We start from the raw sequence: 15,463 nt of genomic DNA on the forward strand, positions 1-15,463 counted from the left end.
CCCGGGCAGGTGCAACCGGTCCCGGCCTGGCCGTATCTGATGGCCTGAACCCGGAGCCTTTCCTGGTCAACCACGTCCCGACCACCGAGCCAAGAGAGCCGCCATGAATTTCGAGCTGCTGATCCCGATCACCCTGTTCATCTGCGTCACCTACGCCATCAAGGTCGTGGTCGATGCCCGCACCCGCGCCAAACTCATCGCCGGCAACGGCTCGGAAGAGCTGATCCGCACGATGGTCCAGGCCGAAGCGCAGCAGCGCCGCCACACCTCGCTGCGCTGGGGCATCCTGTTCGTCGCTCTGGGCCTGGGCTTCGCCCTGATCGAAGCCTTCGGCTGGCGCGAGATCACCCCCGGCGTGGTCGCCGTGCTGCTGGGCATGACCGGCCTGGGCAACCTGCTGTCGTACGCGGCAGCGCGCAAGCTGGGTTGATCGGCGGCAGCGTGACCGCGCAGTGCGGGACGTGGCTGCCTGATCGCTGAAAAGCAAAAGGCGAAGCATCGCTTCGCCCTTTGCTCACCTCACCCATGCCCTCACCCCGGCCCTCTCCCGCCCTGCGGGAGAGGGAGCAAGGTGTTACTTGCGGTCGCCCGCGGTCGCGTCACGCGCCGCGCGGAACTCCGATGCGGAATCCCAGTTCGGCCAGCGGTCCGAATCGGCCAGGTCGTGGCCGACCGTGTACAGCAGCTGCAGGTCGCGCGCCATGCCGGCGAAGGTCCAGCTCGCTTCCCACTGGTCGGCCGGCTGGTGGTAGCGGTCGGCGACGTATTCGTCTTCGATCTTCTTGCCCGCTGCCAGGCCGCCGTGGACCAGGTCGTTGCCGGAACCGAACGAGATCGCCGGTACGCCGCGCTTGGCAAACGGGAAGTGATCGGAGCGGAAGAAGTGGCCGGCTTCCGGCTTCGGATCAGTCACGTAGCTCAGGTTCCACTGCTGGGCCGTGGTCACCAGCTGGTCGAGCAGCTCCTGCTTGGCGCTGCCGGAGGTGGTGAAGTTGCGCGCCAGGCCGTGCGGGTCGAGTGCGTCCATGTTGATCACGGCCACGGTCTTGCCCAGCGGGTACAGCGGCTTGGAGGCGTAGTACTCCGAACCGAGCAGGCCCTTCTCTTCGGCGGTCACGGCCAGGAACACGATCGAGCGATCCGGTGCCGGGGCCTTGGCGAAGCCGCGCGCCAGTTCGAGCATCGCTGCGATGCCGGTGGCGTTGTCGACGGCGCCGTTGTAGATGGTGTCGCCCTTGGCATCGGGCTGGCCGACGCCGAGGTGGTCCCAGTGGCCGCTGTAGATCACCGTCTCGTCCGGACGCTTGGCACCGTCGATGCGGCCGACGATGTTGTGCGAGGTGATGACTTCGCGGTTGACGTCGTACTTGGCCGACAGCGTCGCGCCCTTGAGCTCGACCGGCTTGAAGTCGCGCGTGGCGGCCTGCTTCTTCAGCGCGTCGAAGTCCTGGCCGGCGCCCTTGAACAGCGCAGCGGCGAAGTCGCGCTGGATCCAGCCTTCCATGGTCGGATGGACCGAGGCCGGGTCGTCGCGGACGACGTCGAACATGGTGTTGGTGTTGGAGTTCTTCACCGTCGCCCAGCCGTAGGAGGCCGGCGCGGTCTCATGGACGATCAGCAGTCCGAGGGCACCCTGGCGCGCGGCTTCCTCGTACTTGTAGGTCCAGCGGCCGTAGTAGGTCATGGCCTTGCCGCCGAAGTCACCCTGGCCGCTCTCGAAGTCCGGATCGTTGATCAGGACGACGGCGATCTTGCCCTTGAGGTCGACGCCCCTGAAGTCGTCCCAGTTGCGCTCCGGCGCCTTGACGCCGTAGCCGACGAACACCAGTGGTGCGTTGGCGATGTCGATGGCGGTGGTGCCGTTCTGCGCGGCGCGCACGGCGATCTGCTCGCCCTGGGTCAGCGCCTGCGACTTGCCTGCGACCTTCACCGACACCTGCGGCGTGCCCTTGATCTCGGCGCGTGCCAGCGGCACGGCCTGGGTCCACTCGCGCTGGCCGTCCTTGAGGTCGCCACCGGGCTTGAGGCCGGCGGCCTTCATCTGCGCAATCACATAATCGACGGTCTTGACCTCGCCCTCGGTGGCGGGGCCGCGGCCTTCGAACGCGTCGGAGGACAGCACCTTCACGTCGTTGGACAGGCGCTTGGGATCGAAGGTCGGGGCGGTCGGCTTGGCCGCCGAGGCTGGCTGGACTGCCAGCGCGATCGACAGCGCCAGCAGGGAAACGGCAGGAAACTTCATGGACGCTCTACCAGTTGGAGTCCGCCGATCTTAGGCAGGGCGGGCGGCCAGGGCCAGCATGACCAACGGCCCGGGCGCCGGGCCGCCCCTCCGGCACGGGGCGGAGCTGAACGTAGACGCGAGCTTCACGGGTGCAACGTTGCCGGATGTGTCGGGATGCTTCGCTGCGTCGGTGTCGCCGCCAGGTCGCGATTACCATGGAACCCAGCGTTGCCCGATCGCGGCTGGTTTCGCCTGCATGCGGCGCGCACACTTTCGGCTCGCACAGTTTTCTTTCCCACGGCTGACCTTTCGCCCTGCGGACCTCGCTTTGCTCCCCCGCCTGTCGTCGCAGGCACGAACCGGTATTCCACGTGACAGCTTCCTCCGCCGTATTGCCGATCGCGCGCCCGCTGTGGCGCGACCGCACGCTGGTGCTCGCCGGCATCGTGCTGTCGGCGTTCAACCTGCGCACGGCGGTGACCTCGCTGACGCCACTGCTCGACAGCCTCGGGCAGACGCTGGGTTTCGGATCGACCATGACCGGTGTGCTCGGCATGGTGCCGACCGCGGCGTTCGCGGTGTTCGGCGTGGCAACGCCCGGCATCGCCCACCGCCTCGGCCTGGAGCGCACCGCGCTGATGGCGATGGTGCTGGCAACGGTGGGCCTGTTCGCACGCGCCTTCGTCGGCGATACCGGGATGCTGCTGCTGACCTCGGCCGTGGCGCTGTCGGGCATGGGCATGGGCAACGTGGTGCTGCCGCCGCTGGTGAAGCGGTATTTCGCCGATCGCGTCGGCACGGTCAGCACCTTCTACATCACGGTGCTGCAGTTGGGCACGATCCTGCCGGCATTGCTGGCCGTGCCGCTGGCGCAGAGCGTCGGCTGGCGCGCCTCGCTCGGCGGCTGGTCGCTGATCGCGGCGGCGGCGGCGCTGCCGTGGATCGCGGTGCTGTGGATGGAACGCTTCGGTCATTCGCGCCAGGCGCAGTCATTGGCGCACGCGCACGATTGCGCGGTGAAGGTCGGCGACGAAGCGCCGGAGCTGGCCGAGCCTGTCGCACCGGGCCGGGTGTCGCGCTCGCCGGTGGCGTGGGGCCTGGCGCTGATGTTCGGCATGACCTCGCTGATCACCTATTCGATGTTCACCTGGTTGCCGAAGCTGCTGGTCGAAGCCGGCGGGAGCCCTGCCCTGGGCGGCAGCATGGTCGCGCTGTTTTCCACGCTCGGGCTGATCAGCGCGCTGGTGCTGCCGGCCGTGGCGGTGCGGGTGAGCAATCCCTATCCGATCGTGATCGCATGCGCCGTCGCCTACATCGCCGCGTTTGCCGGCCTGTTGCTGGCACCGATGTCGGCGCCGTTGCTGTGGGTCGCGCTGCTGGGCCTGGGGCCGAGCACGTTCCCGCTGTCGCTGACGCTGATCAACCTGCGCACGCGTTCGCAGGTCGGCTCGGCCAAGCTGTCGGGCTTCATGCAGGGCGTGGGCTACAGCCTCAGCTGCCTGGGGCCGTTGCTGTTCGGCCTGCTGCACGAGATGACGCATGGCTGGGCCTGGCCGTTCGCCTTCCTGCTGGTCTGCCTGGCGGTGTTGCTGGCCGGTGGCTGGCTCGCCTGCCGGCCGCGCATGCTCGAAGACACCTGGTGATCACCCCGGGTGCGCTGCGCTTACCCGGGCTACAGGCTTGCGGGTAACCTGTCGCAGCTTTTCATCGGCTGCGCCCATGTCCCTGCGTTCGATCACTGCCGCCCGCTACGTCACTCCGCTGCGCGAAGGCGGATCGCTGCCTGCCGTCATCGAGGGCGATGACGACGGCCTGTATGTCCTGAAGTTCCGCGGCGCCGGGCAGGGCCCCAAGGCGCTGGTGGCCGAACTCGTCGCCGGCGAGATCGCCCGCTCGCTGGGCCTGCCGATGCCGGAACTGGTGTTCGTCGATCTCGACCCGGAGCTGGCGCGCACCGAGCCCGACCCCGAGATCCAGCAGCTGATCCGCGACAGCGCCGGGCTCAACCTGGCGCTCGACTACCTGCCCGGCTCGATCAACTTCGACCCGGTCGCCGAGCAGGTCGATGGCGCACTGGCCTCGGACGTGGTCTGGTTCGACGCGTTCGTCAGCAACGTCGACCGCAGCTTCCGCAATCCCAACCTGCTGATCTGGCACCGCAAACCGTGGCTGATCGATCACGGCGCGGCGCTGTACTTCCATCACGGCTGGGACGGCTCGCCGAGCCACGCCGGCAGCGCATTCCCGATGATCCGCGAGCACGTCCTGCTGGCGCGCGCCGACGACATCGCCGGCGCCGATGCGCGACTGGCGCCGAAGCTGGCGCGCGAGGACTTCGCCGCGATCATGGCGATCGTGCCCGATGCCTGGCTGGTCGGCGCCGACACGCCCGCCGACCCGGCCGAACACCGTGCCGCCTACGTCGAACACTTCATGCAACGGCTGGCGCAGCGCCAGCGTTTCGTCGAGGAGGCCGTCAATGCACGCGCCTGACCCGCAACGCCACGACACCTACGACTACGCGGTGATCCGCGTCGTCCCGCGCGTGGAGCGCGAGGAGTTCGTCAACGTCGGCATCATCCTGTCGTGCGCCGGCGCGAAGTTCCTGGAAGCACGGATCGAGCTGGACGAAGCGCGGCTGCTCGCAGTCGATCCGCAGGTCGACCTGGAAACCGTGCGTCGCCACCTGGCGGCGATCGAAGTGATCTGCGCCGGCGGCCCCGGCAGCGGCCCGATCGGCCAGCTGCCGCAGCGCGCGCGCTTCCACTGGCTGACCGCCAAGCGCAGCTCGATCATCCAGACCTCGCCGGTGCACATGGGCCGCTGCCCCGCGGTCGGCTCGGCGATCGACCATCTGATGGCGAAGATGGTGCGGGTTACCCGGGCCTGAGGTCGCGCATGGCCTGGGCCGCATGCAAGGTCGCAGCGGCAAGCCCAAACACTCAGACGCCCCGACAAATGGGCAAAAAAAAACCCGGCCGAAGCCGGGTTTTTCCTTCGTCAGCGCGTTAGCGCCGCGACGATGTCAGACTCAGACCGCCTGCACGGCGTCGGCCTGAAGGCCCTTCTGGCCCTGGACGACGGTGAAGGTGACCTTCTGGCCTTCCTGCAGGGACTTGAAGCCCGAGCCCTGGATCGAACGGAAGTGGACGAACACGTCCTCGCCGTTCTCGCGGCTGATGAAGCCGAAGCCCTTGGCATCGTTGAACCACTTGACGGTACCGGTTTCACGGTTCGACATTTTGTTAACTCCTTGGAACATGGTGAATTACCGCTTTCGCGGCGTGAGGCTGGTTGCAAGGAGAAAACGAGGTGCAACGATGGAGTGAAACATGATCTACATCGGGCCACATTCACGGTGACCCTTGGCTAACTCAGCGCGAGAAACGTTAGTCGCTATTGCCTCGCAAAGCAATGGCGAGGATGCAATTCTGTTCAGAGAGCGTCCGTTTGACCCCTCCAGACGCCCTCCAGCCCTCCTCCACGACCTCCGGGAGCCCCCGATGACAGGCCCCAGCCCGCCATGACCGTGTATGTCGACGACGCCGTTCATCTCTGGCGCGGCCAGCGCTGGGCGCACCTGATGGCCGACACGCTGGACGAACTGCACGCCATGGCCGGCCAGCTCGGGATCCCGCGCCGGGCCTTCCAGGACAAGACCTCCGGAGCCCATTACGACGTCCCCGCCGAGCTGCGCGAGCGCGCCATCGCCCTCGGAGCGGTGCCGATTTCTCGCCACACCGACCGCGAACGGGTCCGCGCCGTCATCCACGTGGCCAAGCTGCAGGGGCGCGGCGAACACCCCTGATCGCCTCCCGCGTGCTTCACGGCGCCTCGGCATCGGCTGCGCATACTCAGCCGACCCTTGCCCCCGCCTGGCCTGCCCCGCCTGGAGACCCGCCGATGAACCCCTCCCGGAAGATGACCGCCGCGCTCCTGCTGGCCCTGTCTGCCGCCTTCGCCCCGGCCGTGGCCCAGCAGCAGGCCGCGGCAGCGCGCGACATCGACCCCAACAGCCTGGCCACGGCGGCGATGCAGGCGGCGCGGCTGATCGATGCCGGCCGCGCCGGCGAAGTCTGGGACGGCTCCTCGGCCGTGGCAAAGCGCAGTGTCGACCGCAAGAAGTTCACCGACTCCATCGCCGCCCAGCGCAAGCCGCTGGGGGCGACCACGGCACGGCGCTGGACCGTGGTGAGCCGGCACTCGACACCCGGCACCGAGCAGCTTCCGGCCGGCACCTACGCCAATGTCGAGTTCGACACCCAGTTCGCGGGCAATCGCGTCGGCCACGAGCTGATCTCGTTCCGCCAGGACGAGGACGGCACCTGGCGGCTGGCCGGCTACGTCCTCAAGTGAGTTCAAGCCGGTGAATTGAAGCCGGACACGGTCCGGGGCCAAGTATCCTTATGGCCCCGCGCGGTCCACGCCGTCGCGGCAGCAGCCACCACGGACCACGACGACCATGACCGACACCGCCCCGCCCGACCGCCTCTCCAACAACCCGCGCAGCCCCCACTACAACGAAGCGATGCTCGAGCGCGGCATCGGCATCCGCGTCAACGGCGTCGAGCGCACCAATGTCGAGGAGTACTGCATCAGCGAAGGCTGGGTCCGCCTTCCGGTCGGCAAGGCGCTCGATCGCCACGGCAATCCGATGACGATGAAGATGCAGGGCACCATCGAAGCCTGGTTCCTGACCTGACTTTCAGAAACCGCCGCTGTACGGCCGCCGCGTCGCCCATGGCGGTGGCGCGGAGGCAGGCAGACAATCGGTGTGTACCAAGTCCGGTACCTCTCCGGAGCCTGCCATGAACCTGCGGCCCGCCCTCATTGCCCTCGCGCTGGCGATCGTCAGCGCCGGCCTGCCCGCCGATGCGCGCACACGCAACGTCACCGATCCCGATGCGCCACGCGCCCTGCCCATGGAGGGCCCGGTGAACGTGCGCTGGGAAGACCCGGCCAAGTTCACCGACATCCGCTACAGCCGCAATCGCTGGGAAGCCGTGCGCGGCAACTGGGTCGAGCAGCTCGCCGAGCACATGCGCAAGAGCGCCGAGAAGCGCCTGCCGCCGGGCCAGCGCCTGGACGTGGACATCGTCGACATCCGCCGCGCCGGTTCCTATGAGCCCTGGCACGGCCCGGACCTCGACGACACGCGCATCATCCGCGACATCTATCCGCCGCGCATGACCCTCACCTTCCGCCACACCGATGCCAACGGAGCGGTCCTGGGCGAAGGCGAGCGCAAGCTCAGCGATACCGGCTTCATGATCGGCGCGAGCCCGGTGTCGAACAACGACATCCTGCGCTACGAGAAAAGCATGATCGACAGCTGGCTGCAGCGCGAGATCGGTTCGCCGCAGACCTGACCAGTCAGGTCGTCGGCTGCCTGGTTCTCCAGCTGCCTAGTTCTTCAACTTCCAGCCGGTGCGGAAGATCCACCACACGATCGCCAGGCACAGCACCAGGAAACCCAGGATCGCCGCCGCGCTGACGCCGACGTTGACGTCGGAGATGCCGTAGAAGCTCCAGCGGAAACCGCTGATCAGGTACACGACCGGGTTGAACAGCGCGATCTTCTGCCACAGCGGCGGCAGCATGTTGATGGAATAGAACGCGCCGCCGAGGAAGGTCAGCGGGGTGATGATCATCAGCGGCACGATCTGCAGGCGCTGGAAGCTGTCCGCCCACAGGCCGATGATGAAACCGAACAGGCTGAAGGTCACCGCGGTCAGCACCAGGAAGCACAGCATCCAGAACGGATGCGCGATCTCGTAAGGCACGAAGAAGCGCGCCGTGACCAGTATCAGCGTGCCCAGCATCAGCGACTTGGTCGCCGCCGCGCCGACGTAGCCGATCACGATCTCGAACGCCGACACCGGCGCCGACAGCAGCTCGTAGATGGTGCCGGCCCACTTGGGCATGTAGATGCCGAAGGACGCATTGGAGATGCTCTCGCTGAGCAGGGACAGCATGATCAGGCCCGGGATGATGAAGGCGCCGTAGCTGACCCCGCCGACTTCGCCCATGCGCGCGCCAATCGCCGCGCCGAACACGACGAAGTACAGCGAGGTCGACAGCACCGGCGAGACGATGCTCTCCATCAGCGTGCGGAAGGTGCGGGCCATCTCGAAGCGGTAGATGGCGCGGATCGCGTGGAAGTTCATGCCCGCACCTCCCGGCCCTGGCGGACCAGGCTGACGAAGATCTCCTCCAGCGAGCTCTCGCTAGAATGCAGGTCGCGGAAATCGATGCCGTGGTCGTGCAGGCGGCGCAGCAGCGCGGCGATGCCGGTCTCCTGCGCCTGCACGTCGAAGGTGTAGACCAGGGTGGAGCCGTCGCCGGACAACTCCAGCGGATAGCCCGACAGCCCCTCCGGGATCGTCTCCAGCGGCGACTGCAGCTGCAGCGTCAGCTGCTTCTTGCCGAGCTTGCGCATCAGCGTGTCCTTGTCCTCGACCAGGATCAGCTCGCCGTGGTTGATCACGCCGATGCGGTCGGCCATGTCCTCGGCCTCCTCGATGTAATGCGTGGTCAGGATGACGGTGGTGCCGTTCTCGCGCAGGCGCCGCACCATCTGCCACATTTCGTGGCGCAGCTCGACGTCGACACCGGCGGTGGGTTCGTCGAGGAACAGGATCTGCGGCTCGTGCGCCAGCGCCTTGGCGATCAGCACGCGCCGCTTCATGCCGCCCGACAGCGCCATGATCTTGCTGTCCTTCTTGTCCCACAGCGACAGGTCGCGCAGCACGCGCTCCAGGTAGGCCGGGTCGGGGGCCTTGCCGAACAGGCCGCGGCTGAACTTCACCGTCGCCCAGACGCTTTCGAACGCGTCGGTGGACAGCTCCTGCGGCACCAGGCCGATCTTGCTGCGCGCGGCGCGGTAGTCGCGCACGATGTCGTGGCCGTCGGCCAGCACCGTGCCGGAGCTGGCGTTGACGATGCCGCAGATGATGCTGATCAGCGTGGTCTTGCCGGCGCCGTTGGGACCGAGCAGGGCGAAGATCTCGCCGCGGCGGATCTGCAGGTCGATGCCCTTGAGCGCCTGGTAACCCGACGCGTAGGTCTTGGTGAGATTGCGGACATCGATGACCGGCACGCGTGGATCCTCTTGCACGGATGGCAGCGCCGCATCGTACCCGAGGGCGCTGCCGGCCATGCCGGCCGCGGTGGTGCGATCGGCCCGGTTCAGCCCATCGCTCCGAAGCTGCGCACGGACGGGGTTGCCAGCGCGCGGATCAGGCCGAGCAGGTGGAGGAGGCGCGAAACGATCGGGGACAGGAACGAGGCGAATGCGGGACGGGCGTGGGCGGACGTCGACATGGGGGCGCTCCATCGGGGGTACGGACAGAGTAGGCAGCGACGGTGTCCGCGATAAGTCGCTGATCCGGGGAAGAATCATCCCGTGAGCGGGCGAATCGCGCGTCTGTCGCCTTTGGCACATGAGCCCGTGCCGCGATCGGCCACAATGGCGGTTCCAACGATCCAGCACCCTGCCAGGAGGCCCCAGTGAAGTTTTTGTTGATGGTGTACACCGACCCCAAGCTGATGGATGCACTGCCCGAGGGCGAGTTCGACCGCATGATGCGGGGCTGCCTGCAGAAGGCCGACGAACTGCGCGCCTGCGGCACCCTGCTCGATGCACAGCAGCTGGAGGCTCCGGTCACCGCCAAGTCGCTGCGCGCGCGCAACGGCAGCACCACCATTTTCGACGGCCCGTTTGCCGAGGCCAAGGAAGTGTTCGCCGGCTTCAACCTGATCGAGGCGGCCAACATCGAGGAAGCGCTGCAGATCGCCCACTCGTTCCCGTGGATCCGCGTCGGCTCGATCGAAGTGCGGCCGGTGCGCGACATGGACGCGGTCCGCGAACGCGTAGGCGCATGACACCAGCTCCCTCCCCCTTCGCGGGGGAGGGTCGGGCGCCATGGACGCCAGCGCGAGGGGAAGCTTTACTCCCCGCCGCGAAACACCTTGCCCTGCTTCATCACCAGCACTGGCCGCTCGGTCGCGCGGATGTTCTCGAGCACATTGCCGGACACGGCCACCACGTCGGCAAACTTGCCGACTTCCAGCGTGCCGGTCTCGCCGTCGACGCCGAGCAGCTTGGCCGAGCCCTGGCTGCTGGTCAGCAGCGCGGTCGCCGGGCTCATGCCCAGGTCGACCATGTCGCCGAATTCCTGGGCGTTCATGCCGTGCGGGTAGACCGCGGCATCGGTGCCCAGCGCGATCGGCACGCCGATCCTCAAGGCTTCCTTGAACATCTTCGTATGCGCCTCGCCGGCCGCGCGCGCCTTGGCACCGATCTTCGGCGGATACGAGCTGGCCTTGTCGACCACCCACACCTGGGTCATGCGCGTGGGCACCAGGTAGGTGCCCTTCTGCTTCATCAGCTGCAGGGTCGAAGCGGTCAGGAAGCTGCCGTGCTCGATCGAATCGACGCCGGCCTCGACCGCCTGCCGCGCGGCCAGGTCGCCGTGGCTGTGCGCGGCCACCTTGCGGCCCCAGGTGTGGGCCTCGCCGATGATGGCTGCCAGCTCGTCCGGGGTCAGCTGCGGCACGTCGACCGGGTCGGCCTCGGACAGCACGCCGCCGGAGGCGCAGATCTTGATCAGGTCCGCGCCGAACTTCATCTGCTCGCGCACGGCCAGGCGGCATTGCTCGGCGCCATTGCAGACGCCTTCCAGGGTGCCGGCCGGCTTGACCCGCTCCGGCGGAAAGGGTGACGCGTCGCAATGGCCGCCGGTCGAGCCGATCGCGTGGCCGGCCACGAGCATGCGCGGACCTTCGGCCAGGCCACCGTTGATGGCATTGCGCAGGGCCACGTCGACAAAGTCCGGGGCACCCACCTCGCGCACCGTGGTGAAGCCCGCTTCGAGCGTCAGCTTGGCGTTGCGCGCGGCGTGGAACGACTGCTCCACCGGGAAGCGCAGCATGTTCTCGTAGAAACCCTGCGCCCAGTTGTCGTCATGGTCGGAGGCAATGTGGGTGTGGGCGTCGATGAAGCCCGGCAGCAGGGTTGCTTCGCCCAGATCGATCACGCGCGCATTGGCGGGCAGCGGCGCCGAGGGGCCGATACCGACGATGCGGTCGCCCTGCACCACCACCAGGCCCGGTGACGTCATCCGCCCGCTGCGGCCGTCGAACAGGTGCGCGGCCCTGAGGACCACCGGTTGCGCGGCAGGTGCCGCGGTGCCCGCGGGCGCCTGGGCGTGGGCGATCAGTGCGGCGGACAGGGCCAGCGACAAGCCCGTCAGGGCAGCGGCGACGTGCAGCTTCATTCGATTCCCCTTGGCGACGATGCGGATGTTGACGATGCGGATGGTGGTGATGCGTCCCGGCCCGAGTGTAGGTCAGCCGTCTCGCCTGGTGCGACCGCCGGCGCCGACACTGGCCGCCTCCTCGTCAGGGAGACAGCGGGGCGACGCGCGGACTGGGCCCGCGCGCCGCCCCGGCTTTTTTCGGCCGCTGAAATCGCTTACCTAAAGGCTGAATGAAGGGCGTCATCCGCGAACAGAGACGGCCGTCATGGTTTGCAAAGGGCGACCCTTGCCTTTGCCGGCGGCGACGTAGGATCGCAGCGCACATGCCAACTGCACTGCAATCCACAGGGGAATCCATGAAGCGCCTGCTCTGCGTACTACTGATCGGTTTCGTGTTCCTGGCGCCAGCTGCGGCTTTTGCCAACGGCAAGAACAAGCGCGGCGACGACCATCACCACCATGACGATCACGACCGCGATCGCTACGACGACCACGACCATCATCCTGGCAAGCACAAGGGCCACCACAAGCAGGAATATCGCCGTGGCGTGGTCTACGTCGAGCGCCGGGTCTATGTCGACGACTACCCGCGCTACCACCTGCACGAGCCGCCGCGCGGCCACCGCTGGGTGCGCAGCGACGACGGCAAGTACGTGCTGATCGCTGTGGCCACGGGCATCATCGCCGACGTGCTGCTGCATCATTGAGGTCCCGCCCCGGGTGCGCTTTGCTTGCCCGGGCTACGCAGGACTGCTTGGAGCCCCGCTTTGGCGGGGCTTTTTGTTTGCCGGTGTGCGGGCATGAACCCGGCCTTCACTTGCCCTTGCGCAGACTGAATCGGGGCGCCCTGCTGCACGGCACATCGCCGACCGGACCCGTCCGGTCGCCGCCATGCCACGGCCGTCCACCCCCGCTGTCCGGCGGCGTCCTTCCGGGTCGCATGCCTGCGTGCGGGCTGCGGATCGCACCTTCCAAGCAATCAATGGAGACCGTAGTGAAGACATCCTCACTGTCGCGCGCCCTTCCCCCAGTCCTGGCGCTGGGCCTGACCCTTGCGCTGGCCACGGCCTGCTCGACCAATGCCCCGGCCGACACCGGCCCGCGGGAAACGGTGGCGATGAACGTGCAAGCCACGGGCAAGATCGTGGACATCGACACGCCCTCGCGCCTGATCACCATCGAGAACGAAGCCGGCAAGCAAACGCAGGTGCACGCCGACGAGACCGTGCGCAATTTCGACAAGATCCGCGTCGGCGACGTCGTCCAGATCGACTACATCAACGCGGTGACCGTCGACATCCAGCCTGCCGGCAGCGCCGAGCCGGGGGCCTACATCAAGGAAGACCAGGACGTCGCCAAGACCGGCGACAAGCCGCGCTACGGCGAATCACAGGTGGTTACGGTGCTGGCCCCGATCGAGGCGATCGACACGGTCAACAACACCATCACCGTCAAGGGTCCGCGCGGCAACGTGGTCACCCTGGACGTAAAGAAGCCCGAACACCAGGCACGGCTGAAGAACCTCAAGGTCGGCGACATGCTGCGCATTGCCTTCACCGAAGCCGCCGCGGTGTCGATCAATCCGACGAAGTAAGCATCCCGCGGATGCAGGAAGGGCGGCCATGCGCCGCCCTTTTTCATGCCCCCAGCACAGTCCGCAGCACGCGCTGCTTCACGCGGCCAGCACCTCCACGACCGGCAGCTGAAGGCTTCCGGCACGGGTTCCTTCGCGTTCAGTCGCGCAGTGGAAACTCGAAGCGGGTATTCCCACGGAGGTACTGCATGAGCATCAAGCCAGTAGCAGCACTGACCGCCGTCGCCTGCGCGATGGCCATCGGCATGTTGGCGCCGGTGCCGGCGCGCGCCGCCGACATCGACTGCAAGCTTTCCTACAAGCTCGACGGCTGGTCGTTCATCTACAAGCAGACGTCCGGCAACGGCACCGTGACCTGCGACAACGGCCAGTCGATGCCGGTGCACGTCAGCGCCAAGGCAGTCGGCCTGACCGCAGGCAAGTGGCAGATCGACAACGGCAAGGGCCGCTTCACCGACGTGCACACCATCAACGACGTGCTGGGTCATTACGCCCAGGCCAGCGCCAATGCCGGCATCGTCAAGTCCGGCGAAGCACAGGTACTGACCAAGGGCCCGGTGTCGCTGGCGTTGGCCGGCGGCGGCGAGGGCATCAACCTGGGCGTGGACGTCGGCGCGTTCAACATCGAGCGCATCGGCGGCAAGCGCTGATCGTGCAGGGCCCCTCTCCTTCTTTGGGGGAGAGGGGCTCGGGCGGGAGCGGCCTCAGCCGCTGACCGGATAGGGACCGTCGGCAAACACCTGGTCGTGATACCCCTTGCTGCCCACCGCTTCGGCGAGCGCGCTGCGGAATTCGCCGCCGCTGGCCATCGCGGCCAGCACGCCGCGGTAGTCATGACGCGGTTCCCAGCCCAGCTCTGACCGGGCCAGCGAGTTGACGTAGACACGATCGAGCTGCGGGAACATCCGCCAGCCGCGCGCGGCATACAGCGATGCCGCCTCGGGGAAGAGCCGGTTGACCACGCCGGGCGCGTCGCGTCGAAGCTCGGCCAGGTCGGACTCGCTGAAGGGTGTCGTGGCCGAGACGATATAGCGACCAAATCCGATATCGGGCGCACGCTCGACCGCAAGCAGGTGCGCATCTACCGCGTCTTCGATGTCGAGCCGGCGGTAGAGCAGTTCGTTGGCCTGCGCGTTGGCGGTGACATAGCCGCTGCGCATGTCGATGCTGTCGTCCGGCTCCGGGAAGAAGCGCGAAGTGCGCAGCACCACCACCGGCAAACGGCGCTTGCGGAAGAACAGCTGGCACAGGTGCTCGGCCGACAGCTTGGTGACGCCGTAGATGTTCTTGGGGATCGGCGCGACGTCTTCGGTGATCCATGCCGCCGGCAAGCCCGGTGCCGGCGTCAGCGCGGCGCCGAACGTACTGGTGGTGCTGGTGAACACGAACGACGCGACTCCGGCGGCGACGGCCTCTTCCAGCAGCACCAGCGTGCCGCTGATGTTGGTGTCGATGAAGTCCTGGTGCGGGTGCGTGGCCACGTGCGGCTTGTGCAGCGTCGCGGTGTGGATGACCGCGTGCACATGCGGCATGCGACGGCGGATGAAATCGCGATCGGTGATCGAGCCGACGTGGTCGGTGAAGGGCGAGGGCTTGATGTCGATGCCGACCGCTTCCCGGCCTGCCGCCCGAAGTTTGCGCATCAGGGCTTCGCCGAGATGGCCGGCGCTCCCGGTCACGAGAATCGTCATGCGTGCGCTCCTGTGGCTGGATGCCTTTGTCCAGAGTATCGGGTCCGGAGCCGAGTCCGGGCTCCAATCCGTGCGGGATCCCGGTCATCCCGGGCGATCGATTGGCCCTGCCGACAGGGGCAATAGTGGCTCTCGCATGGGTCCGCCTGCGCTCCTATCGTCGACCCCGCTGCCCCCACAACCTATGGAGAGGTCGACGATGAATACCCGTTCCCACCGTGCCCTGCGCCCCCTGGCATCCGCCGCCCTGGCCCTGGCCGCCCTGTCGCTGGCCCCGGCGGTCCTGGCCGGCGGCCACGGCAATGCCCGCGGCTGCGCCCGCCAGTTCGAGCTGGCCCAGCGGATGGACATGGAGTCCTTCCGTGACTACGACGAAGAGACCTTCCGCGCCGTCCACGACGACCGCGCGGTCACCATTTTCGGCAGTGGCGCGGTGCGCTACGGCATCGACGCGATCATGACCGCGCTGGCCAGCCACTTCACCGGACGCGAGGCGGTGTGGACCTGGACCGAGAAGTACCGCGTGGTCGATGGCTGCAACTCGGCCTTCATCCTCTACGAGACGGTCTACGAGATCCCGCGCATCGGCTTCCGCCAGCACGCCCTGACCGGCGTCACCTACAGCCATGACGGCCACCGCTGGCTGGCGATCGCCGACCAGGGCACGCCGCTGCCCTGACGGGCGCAACATCGC

The 15,463-nt window shown here is 67.5% G+C and carries 20 protein-coding genes; 13 read left to right on the plus strand and 7 right to left on the minus strand.

The window, feature by feature from the left end; translation table 11 throughout:
* Positions 1-103 precede the first annotated feature (103 nt).
* Positions 104-430 (plus strand): DUF6249 domain-containing protein, encoded by a 327-nt coding sequence (locus tag MNR01_RS09240; protein WP_241917536.1) that lies wholly within the window; start codon positions 104-106, stop codon positions 428-430.
* Between the two features lie 144 nt (positions 431-574).
* On the opposite strand, the gene MNR01_RS09245 is transcribed toward MNR01_RS09240, so the two are convergent.
* The gene (locus MNR01_RS09245) at positions 575-2,242 is read right to left on the minus strand and encodes a M28 family metallopeptidase (protein ID WP_241917537.1); all 1,668 of its coding nucleotides are present in this window, start codon (positions 2,240-2,242) and stop codon (positions 575-577) included.
* Between the two features lie 392 nt (positions 2,243-2,634).
* On the opposite strand from MNR01_RS09245, the gene MNR01_RS09250 reads away from it, so the two are divergent.
* The 3 genes from MNR01_RS09250 (at position 2,635) to MNR01_RS09260 (ending at position 5,114) form a co-directional block, all read left to right on the plus strand.
* On the plus strand, positions 2,635-3,867 hold the full coding sequence (locus tag MNR01_RS09250) for an MFS transporter (protein WP_241920577.1): 1,233 nt from the start codon (positions 2,635-2,637) through the stop codon (positions 3,865-3,867).
* Positions 3,868-3,949: 82 nt separating this feature from the next.
* On the plus strand, positions 3,950-4,717 hold the full coding sequence (locus MNR01_RS09255; RefSeq protein WP_345779042.1) for a HipA family kinase: 768 nt from the start codon (positions 3,950-3,952) through the stop codon (positions 4,715-4,717).
* Positions 4,704-5,114 (plus strand): DUF3037 domain-containing protein, encoded by a 411-nt coding sequence (locus MNR01_RS09260; RefSeq protein ID WP_241917539.1) that lies wholly within the window; start codon positions 4,704-4,706, stop codon positions 5,112-5,114. The genes MNR01_RS09255 and MNR01_RS09260 overlap by 14 nt, the downstream gene beginning before the upstream one ends.
* Positions 5,115-5,255: 141 nt before the next feature.
* Here MNR01_RS09260 and MNR01_RS09265 read toward each other — a convergent pair whose 3' ends face one another.
* Entirely contained in the window at positions 5,256-5,465 is a 210-nt protein-coding gene (locus tag MNR01_RS09265; RefSeq protein WP_158732419.1) for a cold-shock protein, read from the minus strand.
* 282 nt (positions 5,466-5,747) lie between these two features.
* Here MNR01_RS09265 and MNR01_RS09270 point away from each other — a divergent pair, with 282 nt between their 5' ends.
* The 4 genes from MNR01_RS09270 to MNR01_RS09285 all read left to right on the plus strand — a co-directional run bounded on the left by MNR01_RS09270 (position 5,748) and on the right by MNR01_RS09285 (position 7,593).
* On the plus strand, positions 5,748-6,032 hold the full coding sequence (locus MNR01_RS09270; protein WP_241917540.1) for a DUF4031 domain-containing protein: 285 nt from the start codon (positions 5,748-5,750) through the stop codon (positions 6,030-6,032).
* A gap of 95 nt (positions 6,033-6,127) precedes the next feature.
* Positions 6,128-6,580 (plus strand): DUF4019 domain-containing protein, encoded by a 453-nt coding sequence (locus tag MNR01_RS09275; RefSeq protein WP_241917541.1) that lies wholly within the window; start codon positions 6,128-6,130, stop codon positions 6,578-6,580.
* A gap of 106 nt (positions 6,581-6,686) precedes the next feature.
* A complete protein-coding gene (locus MNR01_RS09280) occupies positions 6,687-6,926 on the plus strand; it encodes a DUF3297 family protein (protein ID WP_241917542.1) in 240 nt (79 codons plus the stop codon).
* A 106-nt stretch (positions 6,927-7,032) separates the two neighbouring features.
* Complete coding sequence (locus MNR01_RS09285) at positions 7,033-7,593, plus strand: DUF3016 domain-containing protein (protein WP_241917543.1); 561 nt, start codon at positions 7,033-7,035, stop codon at positions 7,591-7,593.
* 36 nt (positions 7,594-7,629) lie between these two features.
* On the opposite strand, the gene MNR01_RS09290 is transcribed toward MNR01_RS09285, so the two are convergent.
* From MNR01_RS09290 to MNR01_RS17460, 3 genes are read right to left on the minus strand one after another with little or no spacing between them, the layout of a single operon-like run.
* Positions 7,630-8,391 carry an ABC transporter permease gene (locus MNR01_RS09290; protein ID WP_241917544.1) on the minus strand — a complete coding sequence of 254 codons (762 nt, stop codon included), beginning with the start codon at positions 8,389-8,391 and terminating at the stop codon, positions 7,630-7,632.
* Positions 8,388-9,383: an ABC transporter ATP-binding protein gene (locus MNR01_RS09295; RefSeq protein WP_241917545.1), complete on the minus strand. Its 996-nt coding sequence runs from the start codon at positions 9,381-9,383 to the stop codon at positions 8,388-8,390. Before MNR01_RS09295 ends, MNR01_RS09290 begins: the two co-directional genes overlap by 4 nt.
* A gap of 29 nt (positions 9,384-9,412) precedes the next feature.
* Positions 9,413-9,547 (minus strand): hypothetical protein, encoded by a 135-nt coding sequence (locus MNR01_RS17460; RefSeq protein ID WP_256451836.1) that lies wholly within the window; start codon positions 9,545-9,547, stop codon positions 9,413-9,415.
* A 186-nt stretch (positions 9,548-9,733) separates the two neighbouring features.
* On the opposite strand from MNR01_RS17460, the gene MNR01_RS09300 reads away from it, so the two are divergent.
* Positions 9,734-10,108: a YciI family protein gene (locus tag MNR01_RS09300; RefSeq protein ID WP_241917546.1), complete on the plus strand. Its 375-nt coding sequence runs from the start codon at positions 9,734-9,736 to the stop codon at positions 10,106-10,108.
* Positions 10,109-10,173: 65 nt separating this feature from the next.
* Here the strand turns inward: MNR01_RS09300 and MNR01_RS09305 are convergent, their stop codons facing one another.
* Entirely contained in the window at positions 10,174-11,502 is a 1,329-nt protein-coding gene (locus MNR01_RS09305) for an amidohydrolase family protein (protein ID WP_241917547.1), read from the minus strand.
* 338 nt (positions 11,503-11,840) lie between these two features.
* On the opposite strand from MNR01_RS09305, the gene MNR01_RS09310 reads away from it, so the two are divergent.
* The 3 genes from MNR01_RS09310 to MNR01_RS09320 all read left to right on the plus strand — a co-directional run bounded on the left by MNR01_RS09310 (position 11,841) and on the right by MNR01_RS09320 (position 13,728).
* A complete protein-coding gene (locus MNR01_RS09310; protein WP_241917548.1) occupies positions 11,841-12,191 on the plus strand; it encodes an RcnB family protein in 351 nt (116 codons plus the stop codon).
* A 287-nt stretch (positions 12,192-12,478) separates the two neighbouring features.
* A complete protein-coding gene (locus MNR01_RS09315) occupies positions 12,479-13,078 on the plus strand; it encodes a hypothetical protein (RefSeq protein ID WP_241917549.1) in 600 nt (199 codons plus the stop codon).
* Positions 13,079-13,266: 188 nt separating this feature from the next.
* On the plus strand, positions 13,267-13,728 hold the full coding sequence (locus tag MNR01_RS09320; RefSeq protein WP_241917550.1) for a hypothetical protein: 462 nt from the start codon (positions 13,267-13,269) through the stop codon (positions 13,726-13,728).
* A 54-nt stretch (positions 13,729-13,782) separates the two neighbouring features.
* On the opposite strand, the gene MNR01_RS09325 is transcribed toward MNR01_RS09320, so the two are convergent.
* Positions 13,783-14,769 (minus strand): NAD(P)-dependent oxidoreductase, encoded by a 987-nt coding sequence (locus MNR01_RS09325; RefSeq protein ID WP_241917551.1) that lies wholly within the window; start codon positions 14,767-14,769, stop codon positions 13,783-13,785.
* 199 nt (positions 14,770-14,968) lie between these two features.
* Here MNR01_RS09325 and MNR01_RS09330 point away from each other — a divergent pair, with 199 nt between their 5' ends.
* Positions 14,969-15,448: a hypothetical protein gene (locus MNR01_RS09330; RefSeq protein WP_241917552.1), complete on the plus strand. Its 480-nt coding sequence runs from the start codon at positions 14,969-14,971 to the stop codon at positions 15,446-15,448.
* Positions 15,449-15,463 lie beyond the last annotated feature (15 nt).

This window comes from Lysobacter sp. S4-A87 (assembly GCF_022637455.1).
In the GTDB taxonomy this organism is placed as follows: Bacteria; Pseudomonadota; Gammaproteobacteria; order Xanthomonadales; family Xanthomonadaceae; genus Lysobacter_J.